The sequence below is a fragment of the Streptomyces huiliensis genome (assembly GCF_020037025.1).
Classification (GTDB): Bacteria; Actinomycetota; Actinomycetes; order Streptomycetales; family Streptomycetaceae; genus Streptomyces; species Streptomyces huiliensis.
In genome coordinates this window covers 135,365-153,668 of record NZ_JAIQLH010000004.1, presented here as the reverse complement: position 1 = coordinate 153,668, position 18,304 = coordinate 135,365, and the positions used below count along the sequence as shown (strand labels likewise).

At 71.3% G+C, this 18,304-nt stretch carries 14 protein-coding genes and 1 tRNA gene; 6 read left to right on the top strand and 9 right to left on the bottom strand.

The annotated features are described in order from the left end of the window. Positions 1-298 precede the first annotated feature (298 nt). The 3 genes from hrpA (at position 299) to JNW98_RS01335 (ending at position 4,840) form a co-directional block, all read left to right on the top strand. Positions 299-4,258 carry an ATP-dependent RNA helicase HrpA gene (hrpA, locus tag JNW98_RS01345; RefSeq protein ID WP_223766164.1) on the top strand — a complete coding sequence of 1,320 codons (3,960 nt, stop codon included), beginning with the start codon at positions 299-301 and terminating at the stop codon, positions 4,256-4,258. A 116-nt stretch (positions 4,259-4,374) separates the two neighbouring features. After that, positions 4,375-4,449 (top strand) — tRNA-Asp (locus JNW98_RS01340). A gap of 181 nt (positions 4,450-4,630) precedes the next feature. Next, positions 4,631-4,840 carry a DUF6274 family protein gene (locus JNW98_RS01335; RefSeq protein WP_223766163.1) on the top strand — a complete coding sequence of 70 codons (210 nt, stop codon included), beginning with the start codon at positions 4,631-4,633 and terminating at the stop codon, positions 4,838-4,840. A 500-nt stretch (positions 4,841-5,340) separates the two neighbouring features. On the opposite strand, the gene bldC is transcribed toward JNW98_RS01335, so the two are convergent. Together bldC and JNW98_RS01325 are read right to left on the bottom strand one after the other, a co-directional pair. After that, positions 5,341-5,547 (bottom strand): developmental transcriptional regulator BldC, encoded by a 207-nt coding sequence (gene bldC / locus JNW98_RS01330; RefSeq protein WP_003980577.1) that lies wholly within the window; start codon positions 5,545-5,547, stop codon positions 5,341-5,343. Between the two features lie 475 nt (positions 5,548-6,022). Beyond that, a complete protein-coding gene (locus JNW98_RS01325) occupies positions 6,023-6,892 on the bottom strand; it encodes a DUF8083 family protein (RefSeq protein ID WP_223766162.1) in 870 nt (289 codons plus the stop codon). Positions 6,893-7,094: 202 nt separating this feature from the next. Between JNW98_RS01325 and JNW98_RS01320 the strand changes: the two genes are divergently transcribed. Further along, on the top strand, positions 7,095-8,228 hold the full coding sequence (locus JNW98_RS01320; RefSeq protein WP_223766161.1) for a Leu/Phe/Val dehydrogenase: 1,134 nt from the start codon (positions 7,095-7,097) through the stop codon (positions 8,226-8,228). A 369-nt stretch (positions 8,229-8,597) separates the two neighbouring features. Further along, positions 8,598-8,855: a DUF3073 domain-containing protein gene (locus JNW98_RS01315; protein WP_223766160.1), complete on the top strand. Its 258-nt coding sequence runs from the start codon at positions 8,598-8,600 to the stop codon at positions 8,853-8,855. Positions 8,856-8,923: 68 nt separating this feature from the next. Here the strand turns inward: JNW98_RS01315 and purM are convergent, their stop codons facing one another. From purM to JNW98_RS01295, 4 genes are all read right to left on the bottom strand, one after another. Continuing rightward, complete coding sequence (gene purM, locus JNW98_RS01310) at positions 8,924-10,012, bottom strand: phosphoribosylformylglycinamidine cyclo-ligase (RefSeq protein WP_223766159.1); 1,089 nt, start codon at positions 10,010-10,012, stop codon at positions 8,924-8,926. Between the two features lie 28 nt (positions 10,013-10,040). Then, on the bottom strand, positions 10,041-11,558 hold the full coding sequence (purF, locus tag JNW98_RS01305) for an amidophosphoribosyltransferase (protein ID WP_223766158.1): 1,518 nt from the start codon (positions 11,556-11,558) through the stop codon (positions 10,041-10,043). A 114-nt stretch (positions 11,559-11,672) separates the two neighbouring features. Further along, a complete protein-coding gene (locus JNW98_RS01300) occupies positions 11,673-12,506 on the bottom strand; it encodes a sterol carrier family protein (RefSeq protein ID WP_223766157.1) in 834 nt (277 codons plus the stop codon). Between the two features lie 43 nt (positions 12,507-12,549). After that, on the bottom strand, positions 12,550-13,203 hold the full coding sequence (locus JNW98_RS01295) for a TetR/AcrR family transcriptional regulator (RefSeq protein WP_223766156.1): 654 nt from the start codon (positions 13,201-13,203) through the stop codon (positions 12,550-12,552). 79 nt (positions 13,204-13,282) lie between these two features. Here JNW98_RS01295 and JNW98_RS01290 point away from each other — a divergent pair, with 79 nt between their 5' ends. Then, positions 13,283-14,788 (top strand): MFS transporter, encoded by a 1,506-nt coding sequence (locus JNW98_RS01290; RefSeq protein ID WP_223766155.1) that lies wholly within the window; start codon positions 13,283-13,285, stop codon positions 14,786-14,788. A gap of 232 nt (positions 14,789-15,020) precedes the next feature. Here the strand turns inward: JNW98_RS01290 and purL are convergent, their stop codons facing one another. The 3 genes from purL to purS are packed head-to-tail and all read right to left on the bottom strand — an operon-like array spanning position 15,021 to position 18,189. Further along, positions 15,021-17,270, bottom strand: coding sequence for a phosphoribosylformylglycinamidine synthase subunit PurL (gene purL / locus JNW98_RS01285; RefSeq protein WP_223766154.1), 2,250 nt, complete (start codon positions 17,268-17,270; stop codon positions 15,021-15,023). After that, entirely contained in the window at positions 17,267-17,947 is a 681-nt protein-coding gene (purQ, locus tag JNW98_RS01280; RefSeq protein ID WP_223766153.1) for a phosphoribosylformylglycinamidine synthase subunit PurQ, read from the bottom strand. Before purQ ends, purL begins: the two co-directional genes overlap by 4 nt. Further along, positions 17,944-18,189 carry a phosphoribosylformylglycinamidine synthase subunit PurS gene (purS, locus tag JNW98_RS01275; protein WP_006604673.1) on the bottom strand — a complete coding sequence of 82 codons (246 nt, stop codon included), beginning with the start codon at positions 18,187-18,189 and terminating at the stop codon, positions 17,944-17,946. Before purS ends, purQ begins: the two co-directional genes overlap by 4 nt. Between the last annotated feature and the right edge of the window lie 115 nt (positions 18,190-18,304).

Here is an 18,304-nt window from a genome sequence, read left to right as displayed (position 1 = left end):
CGGAAGGTCGCCGGTTCGACCCCGGCCCCAGCCACTGTGAGGCCCCCGTCTTCGGACGGGGGCCTCTGTGTTTGAGGCGCCCCGGTCCCGCCCTTTCACCGTTTCTTGCGGGGGCGAGCCCCCCCCGCCCCCCGAAGCGCCTTTGGGGCGCTGTCCTCAAACGCGCGGAGCGCGGTTTCGGGGGCCCGGGGCCCTCCCCGGGAAACGGTGAAAGGGCGGGACCGGGGCACCCCCACGCCGCGGCCGCCCCTAAATGCGTTCGCCGCTTCGTCCCGGCTGGTGCGATCCTGGGGTCCGTATGTCTACGCAGCCTGCCCTCACCCCTGCCGGCCTCGCCGCGCGCCTGTCCGAGCTGTCCCTGCGCGACGCGCAGCGGCTGGGCCGCAGGCTGGACGGTGCCCGCCGGATCCGCAAGCCCGAGGCCCGGGAGGCGGTCCTCGCCGAGATCGAGGCCGAGATCGGCCAGGCCGAGGAGCGCGTGGCGCGCCGCGCGGCCCGGGTGCCGGCCGTCACCTACCCCGAGCAGCTCCCGGTCAGCCAGAAGAAGGACGAGATCCTCGAGGCGATACGCGACCACCAGGTCGTCATCGTCGCGGGTGAGACCGGTTCCGGCAAGACCACCCAGATTCCGAAGATCTGCCTGGAGCTGGGCCGGGGCGTCCGGGGCCTGATCGGGCACACCCAGCCCCGCCGGATCGCCGCCCGCACGGTGGCGGAGCGGGTCGCGGAGGAGCTGCGGACGCCGCTGGGCGAGGCCGTGGGCTGGAAGGTCCGCTTCACCGACCAGGTCGGCCCGGACACCATGGTCAAGCTGATGACCGACGGCATCCTGCTGGCGGAGATCCAGACCGACCGCGAGCTGCGCCAGTACGACACGATCATCATCGACGAGGCGCACGAGCGCAGCCTCAACATCGACTTCATCCTGGGCTACCTCGCCCAGCTGCTCCCCCGCCGCCCCGACCTCAAGGTCGTGATCACCTCCGCGACGATCGACCCGGAGCGCTTCTCCCGGCACTTCGGCGACGCCCCGATCGTCGAGGTCAGCGGCCGGACGTATCCGGTCGAGGTGCGGTACCGGCCGCTGCTGGAGGAGCAGTCCGAGGACTCCGACCGCGACCAGATCACGGCGATCTGCGACGCGGTGGACGAGCTCCAGCGGGAGGGCGACGGCGACATCCTGGTCTTCCTCTCCGGCGAGCGGGAGATCCGCGACACGGCGGACGCGCTGGAGAAGAAGTTCCCCCGCGCCGGGGGCGCTGATGGACACGGCACGGAGATCCTTCCCCTCTACGCGCGCCTCTCCCACGCCGAGCAGCACCGCGTCTTCCAGCGCCACACCGGCCGCCGCATCGTCCTGGCCACCAACGTCGCCGAGACGTCCCTCACCGTCCCCGGCATCAAGTACGTCATCGACCCCGGCTTCGCCCGGATCTCCCGCTACAGCCACCGCACCAAGGTCCAGCGGCTGCCGATCGAGCCGGTCTCGCAGGCCAGCGCCAACCAGCGCAAGGGCCGCTGCGGCCGGACGAGCGACGGTGTCTGCATCCGGCTGTACTCGGAGGACGACTTCCTCTCCCGTCCGGAGTTCACGGACGCGGAGATCCTCCGCACGAACCTCGCCTCCGTCATCCTCCAGATGACGGCCGCCGGGCTCGGGGACATCGAGAAGTTCCCGTTCATCGACCCGCCGGACCGCCGCAACATCAAGGACGGCGTCGACCTGCTCCAGGAGCTGGGCGCGCTGGATCCGCAGCAGAAGGATCCGAAGAAGCGCCTGACGCCCCTCGGCCGGAAGCTGTCGCAGCTCCCCGTGGACCCCCGCCTCGCCCGCATGGTGCTGGAGGCGGACCGCAACGGCTGCGTCCGCGAGGTCATGGTGATCACCGCGGCGCTGTCCATCCAGGACCCGCGCGAGCGTCCCTCGGAGAAGCAGCAGCAGGCCGACCAGCAGCACGCCCGGTTCAAGGACGAGACGAGCGACTTCCTCGCCTTCCTCAACCTCTGGCGCTATGTGCGCGAGCAGCAGAAGGCGCTGTCGTCCTCGGCCTTCCGCCGCATGTGCAAGTCGGAGTTCCTGAACTACCTGCGGATACGCGAGTGGCAGGACATCTACACGCAGCTGCGCACGGTCGCGAAGTCGATGGGCGTGCACCTGAACGAGGAGGACGCGGCCCCGGAGCGCGTCCACCAGTCGCTGCTGGCGGGCCTGCTGTCCCACCTCGGCCTGAAGGACACCGAGAAGAACGAGTACCTGGGCGCCCGCAGCGCCAAGTTCGCGGTCTTCCCCGGCTCGGCCCTCTTCAAGAAGCCGCCGCGCTGGATCATGTCGGCGGAGCTGGTGGAGACCTCGCGGCTGTGGGCCCGGGTGAACGCCCGGATCGAGCCGGAGTGGATCGAGCCGCTCGCGCAGCACCTGGTGAAGCGGACGTACAGCGAGCCGCACTGGGAGCAGAAGCAGGCGGCCGTCATGGCGTACGAGCGGGTGACGCTCTACGGCGTGCCGATCGTGGCGCAGCGCAAGGTCAACTACGGCCGGATCGACCCGGAGACCAGCCGCGAGCTGTTCATCCGCAACGCGCTGGTCGAGGGCGACTGGAAGACGCACCACCAGTTCTTCCACGACAACCGCAAGCTCCTCGGCGAGGTCGAGGAGCTGGAGCACCGCGCCCGCCGCCGGGACATCCTGGTGGACGACGAGACGCTGTTCGACTTCTACGACCAGCGGCTGCCCGAACACGTCGTGTCCGGGGCGCACTTCGACTCGTGGTGGAAGCACAAGCGCCGCGAGGAGCCGGGGCTGCTCGACTTCGAGCACTCCATGCTGATCAACGAGAACGCCGAGGCGGTCACCAAGGACGACTACCCGGACTCCTGGCGGCAGGGCCGGCTGAAGTTCCGGGTGACGTACCAGTTCGAGCCGGGGGCGGACGCGGACGGCGTGACCGTCCACATCCCGCTCCAGGTGCTCAACCAGGTCTCTCCGGAGGGCTTCGACTGGCAGATCCCGGGTCTGCGCGAGGACCTGGTGACGGAGCTGATCCGCTCGCTGCCGAAGCCGCTGCGCCGCAACTGCGTGCCGGCGCCGAACTACGCGCAGCGGTTCCTGGACTCGGTAGTCCCCGTCCAGGAGCCGCTGACCACCGTGCTCGCCCGCGAGCTGCACCGGATGACCGCCGTCCGGATCGAGGCCGACGACTTCGACCCGAGCCGCGTCCCCGACCACCTGAAGATCACCTTCCGGATCATCGACGAGCGCAAGCGGAAGATCGCCGAGGACAAGGACCTGGAGGCGCTGCGCACCCGGCTGAAGCCGAAGACGCAGGCGGCCATCACCAAGGCCTTCGAGAAGGCCTCCACGGCCCCCGGGAGCGCCGCCGGGCCCGAGCAGCGGTCCGGGCTCACCCAGTGGACGATCGGGGCCCTGCCGCGCACCTTCGAGACCCGGCGCGCGGGGCAGCCCGTGAGGGCGTACCCGGCGCTGGTCGACGAGGGCGCCACGGTCGCCGTCCGCCTCTTCGACACCGAGGAGGAGCAGCGGCAGGCCATGTGGCGCGGCACCCGCCGCCTCATCCTGCTCAACCTGCCCTCCAACCCCGCCAAGTTCGCCCAGGACAAGCTGAGCAACCAGCAGAAGCTCGCCCTGTCCCGGAACCCGCACGGCTCCATCCAGGCCCTCTTCGAGGACTGCGTGTCCGGTGCGGCGGACAAGCTGATCGCCGGCCACGGCGGGCCCGCCTGGGACGAGGAGGGCTTCCGGAAGCTCTTCGACGCGGTCCGGGCGGACATCGTCGACGTGACGCTCGACACCATCCGCAAGGCGCAGGAGGTGCTGGCCGCCTGGCAGGCGTGCGAACGCCGGCTGAAGGCCACCACGAGCCCCGTGCTGCTCACGTCCCTCACGGACGTCAAGCAGCAGCTCGCGGAGCTGGTGAAGCCCGGCTTCGTCACCGCCCACGGCGTCCGCCGGCTGCCCGACCTGCTGCGCTACCTGGTGGCCGTGGACCGGCGGCTGACCCAGCTGCCCACCAACGCGGAGCGGGACCGCGCCCGGCTGGCCAAGGTCAAGGAGATGCAGGACGAGCACGCCTGGCTGCTGGAGCAGTTCCCGAAGGGGCGGCCGGTGCCCCAGGAGGCCCTGGACATCCGCTGGATGATCGAGGAACTCCGGGTGAGCTACTTCGCGCACGCGCTCGGCACGGCGTTCCCGGTCTCGGACAAGCGCATCGTGAAGGCCATCGACGCCCTCGCGCCCTGACCTCGGGAAGCGTCCGGGAGGGATCCGGGGCGGCCTCGGGAAGGCGAGTTCGACCGCACCCCCTGACCTGCTGTAGAGTCTTGCCACGCAGCACCGCGAAGGCGGGAAAGCAGCAAGGTCCTGTGGAGCAGTTTGGAGTGCTCGCCACCCTGTCAAGGTGGAGGCCGCGGGTTCAAATCCCGTCAGGACCGCATCGGTAGAGGCCCGTTCTCCGCGAGGAGAGCGGGCCTCTACGTTCGTGCGCGGTGACCATCGCGCTCATGGCCGAAACACACCCCTCCGGCGGTTGGCCAAGGCCGCCCTCCCCTCCCGTACCGCTCCTTGACGGAGACACGTGCCAGGGGTACCCAGTCAGTGGGAGGTGTGCGCCCGATGACCACGACCAGCCCGACCGTGAGGCCCCGGCACGAGACGGGGGCGCTGCTGCGAGCCCACCTCTCGGCCTCCGTCCGCTACCGCCATCTGACCCGTCACTGCGCAGTGTGCCACCGGCTCCTGAGGCTGGCCCTGGAGGCGGCGCCCACGGCCGCCCAGGGCGGTCCGGGAACCCGGGGCGCCCCCGGGAAGGGCCCGGCGGCATGAAGGACGGCGTGGGTCCCCGAAACGGCGGACGACCGGCCGTACGGTACGGACGTCGGACCGGCGGGGGAGCGCCGCGGCCGGGCTTTCCCGATAACAGACGGGACGGTCGGCTTCTCTATCGCAGGGCGACGACGGGCGGCAAGCTCGGGATGCTGTGACGGGAGTCACCGAAAGAGTTACGGAGATGACGGAACTCACGCCCCGGTCATCACCGGTCAATTTAATATGTGCAATTGCACCGGCTGCTCAACCATTCCGGAATGGACTCCGGCGGTACGCCCGGGGGTTCTCCGGGCCGGCACGGTCCCGGGCGCGGGCACAAAAAAGACCGCGCTGGACCCGGCGGAGCCCAGCGCGATCGACGACGTCACCCGTTCCGGGCGCGGATTCCCGTTGGGGGCAGGTCTCCGCAGTCGTGTGGTGCCTGGTGGAACGTGTGGAGCTGAGGGTGGACGGTCACCGGGTTGGGGGCCCCGGAAAACGCCCGGTCAAACGGTGGTTCAGGACTCGCTGCGCTGCTGCGGGATGCCTGCCAGCAGCGCCCGGACCTCCGCCTCGCGGTAACGGCGGTGGCCTCCGAGCGTACGGATGGACGTGAGCTTGCCTGCCTTGGCCCACCGCGTGACCGTCTTCGGGTCCACGCGGAACATCGTGGCAACCTCAGCCGGGGTCAACAGCGGCTCGGCATCAGGGGTGCGAGCGGTCATGAGCGGCCTCCTCGGGAGAACCGAGTTCAGGATCGGTTCTTTCCTCTAAATTCTGCACCTTGACCCGCGTTGCCCGAAATGGCGGACGCGGGCCGAGTCGGTTATAGGACGAACGGCTTGTCCTCGGCACTACAACTACACCATCTGTCCAGCCACGTCGGCCAAACCGATGGAATTGCCCTCTCAGGTGTTCAACCTCGACGGAAGCCGATGGACCATGCCATAGCGGACAGTCACGCCACCGTGACGATCAGTCACAGCGGGATCAGGGGTCACCAGACCCGCCAAGGAGTGCAATACCGATCCATCCACCCTTACTCGGACGGAAGGAGTCCTTCCCGGACTCCTTGTCCTATTTTGCCACGAGGGTGGGCGATGGGCGCAAGACCTGACGTAAGTGCGTTAGATCACGGTTGTGGCAATTGGCCGGATCAGGACCTAGGTCCTGGAATCCCTAATCCCCCGCCGGCGCCGGTCAGTTCGCGAACTGGCGGTCCCGCACCGCGCGCCAACGCTCCGTCAGCCGCTCGTACACCTCGCCCGCCCGGACGCCGTCCCCGGCCCGGAGCGCGGCCAGGCCCTCCGCCGTGTCCGCCGCGGAGCGGTCGTCGGCGAGCCGTGCCTCCGGCACCATATGCACCAGCCCGCCGTAGTCCAGCTCCACGAGGGACCGCGGATGGAACTCTTCCAGCCACCTGCCCACGTCCACCAGGCCGTCGATCAGCGGGCCCTCCTCGATGGCGTCCCGCAGCGTGCGCAGCCCGCGGGCCACCCGCCGCCGGGCCTCCACCATCGCCGTCCGGTAGCGGAGCACCAGCCCCTCCCGCACCGGGCCGCCGGAGCCGCCGGCCGCCTCCGACGCCTTGCCGTACTCGCGTTCCTCGTCGGAGAAGAGTACGAACCAGCGCAGCGGCACCTGCCAGGTGGCCGTCCTGATCCACGGCCGGGCGTCGGGGTTGCGCTCCAGCCACCGCGCGTAGTCCGCCTCGGCCTGGCGCCGCACCACCGGCGGCAGCACCGCGTCGAGCACCGGGGCGGGGAACCGCTCGGCGAGCTCCTCCAGCGCCAGCCAGCCGCGCAGCCGGGTGCGCCAGGGGCAGACACAGACGACGCCGTCGCGGACCGCCACGAACGCGTCGCCGCTCTCGTGCACGGGGACCGCCACCGGCGGCGTGGGCAGCAAGTCCGCGAGCGACCGGCGGAGTTCGTCCTGCGCGGTGGGGAGCGTCGCGCGCCGGGCGTACTCCTCCCAGTACCGGCGCTCGGCCCGCGGGAAGGCGCTCAGCGGCTCGTAGACCCGCAGATAGGCCGCGTACGGGACGGTGACCGACGACGCCAGACCCACGCTCGCTCCCTCAAGCAGCAGGACACCTCGGGGAGCCGTGCGGACCTCCCCGTACGGAGCGAATCGTCCCACGGGACGGGGGCCCGGGAGAGTGATCCTCGGCACCGCACCCTTACGCGGGGCCGTCAGGCCCTACCCTCGTGCCAACCGGCCCTCCCCCACCCCCGGGAGGGCGAAGCGCGAGACATATGGAGTCACCACCGTGACTGACGTACGTCCCACCTCCCCAGCCGAGTCCGAGAGCGTGCTGCACACCCTGTTCGGCTCCGAACTCGGCGGGCACGAGCAGGTCGTGCTCTGCCAGGACCGCGAGACCGGCCTCAAGGCCGTGATCGCCCTCCACTCCACCGCCCTGGGCCCGGCGCTCGGCGGCACCCGCTTCCACGCCTACGCCTCCGAGGAGGAGGCCGTCCGCGACGCCCTCAACCTCGCGCGCGGCATGTCGTACAAGAACGCGCTGGCGGGTCTGGAGCACGGCGGCGGAAAGGCCGTGATCATCGGCGACCCGGACGCGATCAAGACCGAGCAACTCCTGCTCGCCTACGGACGGTTCGTGGCCTCTCTCGGCGGCCGCTATGTCACCGCGTGCGACGTCGGCACGTACGTGCGGGACATGGACGTCGTCGCCCGCGAGTGCCGCTGGACCACCGGCCGCTCCCCCGAGAACGGCGGCGCCGGCGACTCGTCCGTGCTCACCGCGTTCGGCGTCTTCCAGGGCATGCGGGCCGCGGCGCGCGTCCAGTGGGGCGAGCCCACGCTGCGCGGCCGGCGGGTCGGCGTCGCCGGGATCGGCAAGGTCGGGCGCTACCTGGTGCAGCACCTGGTCGAGGACGGCGCGGAGGTCGTCGTCACCGACGTCAAGCAGGCCGCCGTCGAGGCGATCACCGAGAAGTTCCCCCAGGTCACGGCCGTTTCGGACGTCGACGTCCTGGTGCGCGCACCGCTGGACGTCTACGCGCCCTGCGCCCTCGGCGGCGCTCTGGACGACGAGACGGTGGCGGCCCTCACGGCGACCGTCGTCTGCGGTGCGGCCAACAACCAGCTCGCGCACCCGGGGGTGGAGAAGGACCTCGCCGACCGCGGCATCCTCTACGCGCCGGACTACGTGGTGAACGCCGGCGGCGTCATCCAGGTCGCGGAGGAGCTCAAGGGCTTCGACTTCGACCGGGCGAAGGCCAAGGCGGCGAAGATCTACGACACCACGCTGGCCATATTCGAGCGGGCGGCGGCGGACGGCATCCCGCCCGCGGCGGCGGCCGACCGGCTCGCCGAGCAGCGGATGGCGGAGGCGCGCGGGACCGGTTCGGCCGGGGTGCCGCGTCAGGTACGGCAGTGACGCCAGGGACGGCGGGGACGTAGCCGGCGCGGGTCCCGGTCCGCTCGGGTGGTCGGGGTCCGCACAGTGGTCCCGACAGAGCGGACCGCCGGGGGCGGTGGGGGACGACAAGGGAGACATCCCTCACCACCCCTCGGCGGGTCGCCGCCCGGGACGGGTTAAAATCGCAGCTGACCAGCGGGGACGGGGCGCCCCTAAGGTTGTGCTCCGTGGCACGTCATGCGGGCGACGTACCGTATGGCCGCGGAAGCAGGTACCGTTGAAGTCCTACAGGCCGGATTCCTCTGCGGGAATCCGCTCTGACTCATGACAGTGAACGCGTGTCAAGACTCTGGGGCCGTCGAGCCCCGTAATTGAGGGGGTCGAGCCATGGGGCGCGGCCGGGCCAAGGCCAAGCAGACAAAGGTCGCCCGCCAGCTGAAGTACAACAGCGGTGGGACCGACCTCTCACGCCTGGCCGATGAGCTGGGCGCATCGCCGACGAAGCAGCCGCCGAAGAGCGAGCCGCCACTCGACGATGAGCTGGACGACGACCCGTACGCTCAGTACGCGGCGCGTTACAACGACGAGGACGACGAGGACGAGCACCAGGCGTCCGGCCAGTCCGTCTACCGTCGCCGCGCTTGACGCGATAGCTTTCTCCGACCCGGTCCGGGGCCTCGCCCCGGACCGGGTTCTGTGCTGCCCGGGCCCGGTCAGGCCGTGTGGGCACCACTGTCACCGTAGTCTCCGCCGAGCACCGCCGCCTCGGCACGGTCGCCGCGCTCGGTGATCTCACCGGCGACCCAGGACTCGACGCCCCGGTCGGCCAGCGTGGTCAGGGCGGCGTCGACCGACTCCGCGGGCACGACGGCCATCATGCCGACGCCCATGTTGAGGGTCTTCTCCAGTTCCAGGCGCTCGACCCCGCCGACCTCGCCGACCAGGGTGAACACCGGGTCCGGCGTCCAGGTCGCGCGGTCGATCTCCGCGTGCAGGTGATCGGGGATCACCCGGGCGAGGTTGTTGGCGAGTCCACCGCCGGTGATGTGCGAGAAGGCGTGCACCTCGGTCGTCCGGGTGAGCGCCAGACAGTCCAGCGAGTAGATCCGGGTCGGCTCCAGCAGCTCCTCACCGAGGGTGCGGCCGAGCTCGGGGACCTCGCGGTCCAGCGACCAGCCGGCCCGGTCGAGGAGCACATGGCGTACCAGCGAGTACCCGTTCGAGTGAAGTCCGGAGGAGGCCATCGCGATGACGACGTCACCCGCACGGACCCGCTCGGCGCCGAGCAGCCGGTCGGCCTCGACGACTCCGGTGCCGGCGCCCGCCACGTCGAACTCGTCCGCGCCGAGCAGCCCGGGGTGCTCGGCGGTCTCGCCGCCGACCAGCGCGCAGCCGGCGAGGGTGCAGCCCTCGGCGATGCCCTTGACGATCGCGGCGACCCGCTCGGGGTGGACCTTGCCGACGCAGATGTAGTCGGTCATGAACAGCGGCTCGGCGCCGCAGACCACGAGGTCGTCGACGACCATGCCGACCAGGTCGTGGCCGATGGTGTCGTAGACGCCCATGCGGCGGGCGATGTCCACCTTGGTGCCGACGCCGTCGGTGGCGGAGGCGAGGAGGGGGCGCTCGTAGCGCTTGAGGGCGCTCGCGTCGAAGAGGCCGGCGAAGCCGCCGAGGCCGCCGACGACCTCGGGGCGGGTGGCCTTCTTCACCCATTCCTTCATGAGTTCGACGGCGCGGTCGCCCGCCTCGATGTCGACGCCCGCGCTTGCGTAGCTGGCACCGGTGGTCTCTGCAGACATGTGGGTCTCGAGATCTTTCGTGTCGTTCTTACGGGCGGCGCAGGGCGTCCGCGGCGTCGTGGCCGCCTGCGAGCTCGGTCTCCAGCAGGTGCTTGCCGAGCAGCTCGGGGTCGGGCAGGTCCATCGGGTACTCGCCGTCGAAGCAGGCGCGGCAGAGGTTCCCCTTGGGGATGGCGGTCGCCTCGATCATGCCGTCGATGGAGATGTACGCCAGGGAGTCGGCGCCGAGGGACTTGCCGATCTCGTCGACCGTCATGCCGTTGGCGATCAGCTCGGCGCGGGTGGCGAAGTCGATGCCGAAGAAGCAGGGCCACTTGATCGGCGGGGACGAGATCCGGATGTGGACCTCGGCGGCGCCGGCCTCGCGGAGCATCCGGACGAGGGCGCGCTGGGTGTTCCCGCGGACGATGGAGTCGTCCACGACGACCAGGCGCTTGCCGCGGATGACCTCCTTCAGCGGGTTGAGCTTCAGCCGGATGCCCAGCTGGCGGATGGTCTGGCTGGGCTGGATGAAGGTCCGGCCGACGTAGCTGTTCTTGACCAGGCCCGCGCTGTAAGGGATCCCGCTGGCCTCGGCGTAGCCGACGGCGGCCGGGGTGCCGGACTCCGGGGTCGCTATGACCAGGTCGGCCTCGGCCGGGGCCTCGGCGGCGAGCCGGCGGCCCATCTCCACCCGGGAGAGGTAGACGTTGCGGCCCGCGATGTCGGTGTCGGGGCGCGCGAGGTAGACGTACTCGAAGACGCAGCCCTTGGGGCGGGCCTCGGCGAACCGGCTGGTCCGGACGCCGTTCTCGTCGATGGCGACGAGCTCGCCGGGCTCGACCTCGCGGACGAACGCCGCGCCCACGATGTCCAGGGCGGCGGTCTCGGAGGCGACCACCCAGCCGCGCTCCAGCCGGCCGAGGACCAGCGGGCGGATGCCCTGCGGGTCGCGGGCGGCGTAGAGCGTGTGCTCGTCCATGAAGACGAGCGAGAAGGCGCCCTGGACGGCGGGGAGGACCTTGGCGGCCGACTCCTCGACGGTCAGCGGCTTGCCGTCGTCGTCCGTCTGGCCGGCGAGCAGGGCGGTGACCAGGTCCGTGTCGTTGGTCGCGGCGACCTGGGTGGCCCGGCCGCCGTCGCGCGGCAGCGCGGCGACCATCTCGGCCAGCTCGGCCGTGTTGACCAGGTTGCCGTTGTGACCGAGGGCGATGGAGCCGTGGGCGGTCGCGCGGAAGGTCGGCTGGGCGTTCTCCCACACCGAGGCCCCGGTGGTGGAGTACCGGGCGTGGCCCACGGCGATATGGCCGCTCAGTGAGCCGAGGGAGGTCTCGTCGAAGACCTGGGAGACCAGGCCCATGTCCTTGAAGACCAGGATCTGGGAGCCGTTGCTCACCGCGATGCCCGCGGACTCCTGTCCACGGTGCTGCAGCGCATACAGCCCGAAATAGGTGAGTTTGGCGACCTCTTCACCCGGCGCCCAGACACCGAAGACGCCGCAAGCGTCCTGGGGGCCCTTCTCGCCGGGGAGCAGGTCGTGGTTGAGTCGTCCGTCACCACGAGGCACACCTCGAGTCTATGGCAGGGACGAGGTTCATCCGAACCGGGGACGACCGGGGATGGCTCACACCACGGACAGCGACGCCCCGTCACGCGGCAGCGGGTTCGGACGCACGGGTACTCAGCCGAACAAAGGGAGTTGTCCGGACAGATCCGCCCGTTCGCCGCTCGCGCTGACCAGCGCGTCCTCGACGGCGGCGGCCCAGTCCGCGCGGCCGGAGGCCAGCCGGATCCAGGTCAGCGGGTCGGTCTCGACAACGTTCGGCGGGGTGCCGCGGGTGTGCCGGGGGCCCGCGACGCACTGGACGACGGCGAAGGGCGGGATCCGGACCTCCACGGAGCCGCCGGGCGCCGCGACGGCCAGCGCGTCGGCGAGCATCCGGGTGACGGTGGCCAGGGCCTGCCGGTCGTGGGCGACGGGGACGCCGGTGGCCGCGGCGAGGTCGTCGGCGTGGACGACGGCTTCCAGCAGGCGGGTGAGCGTGTAGTCCGCGACGGTCGCGGGGCCGAGCACGGTGGCGAGCGGCGCGGCCGGATCGGCGGCCGCGACGGCGGCGGAGAGCCGGGCGGCCGCCTCGTCCAACCGGGCCGCGACGGCGGCCGGTTCGTCACCCAGCGTGTGCGACTCGGCGGTCGCCGCGGCCGCGACGGCCGACTCCCCGGTCCGCATGCCGGCGAGGAAGTCCCGCAGGCCCACGCGGGGCGCGGCGGGGTCGGGCGCGGGCTCGGCGAGGCGGCCGGGCAGGGACTCCAGCGCGATGGCGAGGTGGGCGATCAGGTCGCGGACCGTCCAGTCGCCCAGCCGGGTGGGCCGGGCCAGCGCCGCGGCCGCGTCGGGGCCCTCGCAGAGGGTGCTCACCGCTCGTCGCAGGGCGTCCAACTGGCCGTCCAGGGCGGCCCGCACCTTGGCGGGGTCGTAGCTGCGGGTCTTCGGCTTGCGCTGCGCGGCGGTCATGGACCGAGCGTAACCAGCGCGGGCGAGCGGGGGCCCGCCCTGGTCAGCCGGCCGTGTCCGGCCGTACCGCTCCGTAGTCGCCGAGGCCGAATTCGAGCGTGTCGAACGCCCGTTGCGCCAGCGCCCTGGCCTCGCCGGCGAAGGAGGCGGCGGGCTCCCCGGCCAGCAGGCGGCGCTGGTTGAGGGCGACGAGGGAGTACCGCAGGCCGATGATCTGCCCGGCGACGATGTGGGCCATGGCCGGGTCGCCGACGGCGGCCAGTTCCTCGGCCAGCAGCCGCTCGCTGCGGTGGGCGATCTCCCGGGCGCGGGCGAGCAGGACGGGGGTCTCGACGATGAGCCGGCGCAGCCGGAGGACGAAGGGGTCGTCGCACATGCCGACCGCCGGTTCGGAGGCGTCGACGTAGGCGAGGAACTGCCGTCGCACCGCGTGCACCACGGACTCGCCGGGCGCGCGCTCGCGCACCGCCCGGGCGACGTCGTCGACGTGGTCCTCCAGCGCGCCGACGAGGATGTCCTCTTTGCTGCCGCAGTAGTTGAAGACGGTCATCTTCGAGACGTCCGCCGCGGCGGCGATCTCGGCGACCGAGACCTTGTCGTAGCCGCGCTCCTCGAAGAGTTCGACGGCGACCTGCATCAGCTTGCGGCGGGTCTGGAGCTTCTTGCGTTCCCGCAGCCCCGGCTGCCCTTGCGTCATGGCAGGACTATACCAGGATGAACTTTTGGTCGGGATGAAGAATTGACCGGGTACACATTCATGCTCCAGGCTGTCTCCCATGACCGCACCCATGACCGCCGCCCGGCGGCGGACCGGCTTCGTCGTCTGCCTCGTCACGATGCTGCTGGCCGTCCTCGACCAGAACATCGTCTCGGCCGTCACCGTCCCGATCGCCGAGGACCTCGACCCGGCCCACGGCATCGACCGCATCCCCTGGCTCATCACCGCGTTCGCCCTCGCGGCCACGGCCGCCCTGCCGCTGTACGGCAAGCTCTGCGACACCCTCGGGGCCAAGCGGGTCTTCCTGGGCGCGATCGCGGTCTTCCTCGCGGGCTCGGCGCTCTGCGGCGCGGCCGGCTCGATGGAGTGGCTCATCGTCTTCCGGGCCGTCCAAGGCGTCGGCGGCGGCGGGCTGATGAGCGTCACCATGGTCGTCATCGCCCAGCTGAAGGACCCCGCGAAGAAGGGCGCCGCCAAGGGCTCCGCCGTCGGCGGGCTGGTCGCCGGGGCCGGCATGGCCCTGGGCCCGCTGCTCGGCGCGTACCTCGCCGACCACGCCGACTGGCGCTGGATCTTCTACGTCAACCTGCCCATCGGCGTCGCCGTGCTGGTAGTCGCCGCGGTGGTCCTCCGCCTCCCCGCGCCCGGCGTCCGGCACCGCGTCGACTACCTCGGGGCCGCGCTGGCCGCCGCCTTCTCCACCGCGCTGCTGCTGGTCACCGAGTGGGGCGGCCGGGAACACGGCTGGGGCTCCCCGGTGATCCTCGGGCTCATCGGCGGAGCGGTGGTGCTGCTGGCGCTGTTCCTGTGGCGGCAGGCCACGGCGGCCGAACCCGTGCTCCCGCCCAGCCTGTTCCGCATCCGGACCGTACGCCTCGCCTACGCCGTGCAGGCCCTCTCCGGGGTGGCCTTCATGGGCTCGATCGTCTACGTGATGCTCTACCTGCAGATCGCCCGGGGCATCGAGCCGACCGCCGCGAGCCTCTTCATGCTCCCGCTGGCCCTCGGCCTGACCGCCGTCGGCCTGCTCACCGCCCGGCTCGGCTGGGCGCCGCGCACCACCGTGCTCTCCGGGTCGGCCTGCTCCGCCGTCGCCATGGGACTGCTGGCGCTGTCCGGTACGGGGACGGACCTGTGGGCCGTACGGGGCGAGATGCTGCTGCTCGGCGTCGGTTTCGGGCAGCTTCTGGGGCAGCTCATCGCCATGACGCAGCAGGCTGTGCCGCCGCGGCGGCTCGGCGTCGCCACGACCGGGATCCGCTTCTTCCAGACGCTCGGCAGTGCTTTGGGCACGGCGGTGTTCGGGACGGTGCTTGCTCGTGTGTACGCGGCGGAGGGGCCGGGTGGGACGACGAGTGGCCTCTCCGCCCTGCGCGGGGCCGAACGCGCCGATGCGGTCGAGGCGTTCACGTCCGCGGTGGACGTGGTGTTCCTGTGCGCGGCGGGGGCGATGGTGCTTGCGTTCGTCTTCGCGCTGCGGCTGCCGCGGGGTGCGGCCACCGAGGAGTCGAGCCCCGGTCCCACCCCTTCGCCGATTCCTGGGGCTGCGCCCCAGACCCCCTGATCGCGGCTCCGCCGCTCGTCCTCAAACGCCGGCCGGGCTGGATTGCGACCGGCCCGGCCCCCGGCATCGCGGCTTCGCCGCGAGGTCCTCAAACGCCGGACGGGCTGCATGGTGCCCGAGCGGGCACTCTCAGCCTGTCCGGCGTTTGAGGACAACCGCGCGGAGCGCGGTTTCGGGGGTGCGGGGGCCGGGCCCCCGCAAGAAACAGTGAAGGGGCGGGGCTGGGGACCCCCTACCCGAACAACGCCGGGAGCGTTCCCTCGTGCGCCTCGCGCAGCTCCGCCAGCGGCAGCGTGAAGTGGCCCTGAACCTCGACGGAATCGCCGTCCACGACGCCGACCCGCGTCGCGGGCAAGCCCCGCGCCCCGCACATGTCCGTGAAGCGAAGTTCCTCGCTGCGCGGCACGGAGACGACCGCCCGCCCCGCCGACTCGGAGAACAGGAAGGTGAAGGCGTCGAGGCCGTCCGGGACGACCAGGCGCGCGCCCTTCCCGCCCCGCAGGCAGGACTCCACGACGGCCTGGACGAGCCCGCCGTCGGACAGGTCGTGGGCGGCGTCCACCATCCCGTCCCGCGACGCCGAGATCAGGATCTCGGCGAGGAGCTTCTCGCGGCCCAGGTCCACAGCCGGCGGCAGGCCGCCGAGGTGGTCGTGGATCACCTGGGACCAGGCGGAGCCGCCCAGTTCGTCCCGGGTGTCGCCCAGCAGATAGAGCAGCTGGCCCTCCTCGGCGAACGCCATCGGCGTGCGGCGGGCGACGTCGTCGATGACGCCCAGCACGGCGACGACGGGCGTCGGGTGGATGGCGGTCTCGCCGGTCTGGTTGTACAGCGAGACGTTGCCGCCGGTGACCGGCGTGCCGAGCTCCAGGCAGCCGTCCGCGAGGCCGCGCGTGGCCTCGGCGAACTGCCACATGACGCCCGGGTCCTCGGGGGAGCCGAAGTTGAGGCAGTTGGAGATCGCCAGCGGGCGGGCGCCGGTGGCGGCCACGTTCCGGTACGACTCGGCCAGCGCCAGCTGCGCGCCCGCGTACGGGTCGAGCTTGGCGTACCGGCCGTTGCCGTCCGTGGCGACCGCGACGCCGAGGCCGGTCTCCTCGTCGATCCGGACCATGCCGGAGTCCTCGGGCTGGGCGAGGACGGTGTTGCCCTGCACGAAGCGGTCGTACTGGCCGGTGATCCAGGACTTGGACGCCTGGTTCGGGGACGCGACGACCTTCAGGACCTGCGCGCGCAGTTCCTCGGCCGTCTCCGGCCGGGGCAGCTTGTCGGCACCGTCGGCCTGGAGCGCGTCCTGCCACTCGGGGCGGGCGTACGGGCGCTCGTACACCGGGCCCTCGTGGGCGACGGTGCGCGGCGGGACGTCGACGATCTGCTCGCCGTGCCAGAAGATCTCCAGCCGCTCGCCGTCGGTGACCTCACCGATGACGGTGGCGATGACGTCCCACTTCTCGCAGATCTCCAGGAAGCGGTCGATCTTGCCGGGCTCGACGATCGCGCACATGCGCTCCTGCGACTCGCTCATGAGGATCTCCTCGGGCGAGAGCGTGGCGTCGCGCAGCGGGACGGTGTCCAGCTCGACGCGCATGCCACCGGAGCCGGCCGAGGCAAGCTCGCTGGTGGCGCAGGAGAGGCCGGCGCCGCCGAGGTCCTGGATGCCCTCGACGAGGTCCTCGCGGAAGAGCTCCAGGGTGCACTCGATGAGGAGCTTCTCCTGGAAGGGGTCGCCGACCTGGACGGCCGGGCGCTTGGCCGGGCCGGTCGAGTCGAAGGTCTCCGACGCGAGGACGGAGACGCCGCCGATGCCGTCGCCGCCGGTGCGGGCGCCGTAGAGGACGACCTTGTTGCCGGTGCCGGAGGCCTTGGCGAGGTGGATGTCCTCGTGCTTCATCACGCCCACGCAGAGCGCGTTGACCAGCGGGTTGCCCTGGTAGCAGGGGTCGAAGACGACCTCGCCGCCGATGTTGGGCAGGCCCAGGCAGTTGCCGTAGCCGCCGATGCCCGCGACGACGCCCGGCAGGACGCGCTTGGTGTCCGGGTGGTCGGCGGCGCCGAACCGCAGCGGGTCCATCACGGCGACCGGGCGGGCGCCCATGGCGAGGATGTCGCGGACGATGCCGCCGACGCCGGTGGCCGCGCCCTGGTAGGGCTCGATGTACGAGGGGTGGTTGTGCGACTCGACCTTGAAGGTGACCGCGTAGCCCTGGCCGACGTCGACGACGCCGGCGTTCTCGCCGATGCCGACGAGGAGCGCGTCGTTCTCGGGGGCCTTCTCGCCGAACTGGCGGAGGTGGACCTTGCTGCTCTTGTACGAGCAGTGCTCGGACCACATCACGGAGTACATGGCGAGCTCGGCGCCGGTGGGGCGGCGGCCGAGGATGGCGCGGATGCGCTCGTACTCGTCCTGCTTGAGCCCGAGTTCGGCCCAGGGCTGTTCGACGTCGGGCGTTTCGTTGGCGTGCTTGACCGTGTCGAGCGTCATGACGTGACCAGCTTCTTGAGGATCGACGTGAAGAAACCGAGGCCGTCGGTGCGGCCCGTGCCGATCAGCGGCTCGACCGCGTGCTCGGGGTGCGGCATCAGGCCGACGACGTTGCCGGCGGCGTTGGTGATGCCGGCGATGTCACGGAGCGAGCCGTTGGGGTTGCCGTCCAGGTAGCGGAAGACCACCCGGCCCTCGGCCTCCAGCTCGTCCAGGGTCCGCTCGTCGGCCACGTAGCGGCCGTCGATGTTCTTCAGCGGGACGGAGATCTCCTGGCCCGCTTCGTAGTCGGCCGTCCAGGCGGTGTCCGCGTTCTCGACGCGGAGCTTCTGGTCCCGGCAGATGAAGTGCAGGTGGTTGTTGCGGAGCATCGCGCCGGGCAGCAGGTGGGTCTCGGTGAGGACCTGGAAGCCGTTGCAGATGCCGAGGACGGGCAGGCCGCCCTTCGCCTGCTCGATAACGGTCTCCATCACCGGCGAGAAGCGGGAGATGGCACCGGCCCGCAGGTAGTCGCCGTACGAGAAGCCGCCGGGCAGGACGACCGCGTCGACCTGGTGGAGGTCCTTGTCGCGGTGCCAGAGGGGTACGGGCTCCAGGCCGGCGATGCGGACGGCGCGCTGGGTGTCGCGGTCGTCGAGGGTGCCGGGGAAGGTGACGACCCCTACACGTGCGGTCACGAGTCGACCCGCACGGTGAAGTCCTCGATCACGGTGTTGGCGAGAAACGTTTCCGCCATCTCGTGGATCCGGGCGAGGGCGGCGTCGTCGACCGGTCCCTCCACCTCGAGTTCAAATCGCTTGCCCTGACGGACGTCGGCGATCCCCTCGAAGCCCAGGCGTGGCAGCGCGCGCTGCACCGCCTGCCCCTGCGGGTCGAGGATCTCCGGCTTGAGCATGACGTCGACTACGACGCGTGCCACTGGCACTCCCGGTGGTGTGGTGCGTGAGCTGAAGCGGTGAAGCCAGCGTACCCGCCCCGAAAATCTACGCGGGTAGATATCACGGGCGGTCCGGGCGCTTTACCCCGGCCTCTCC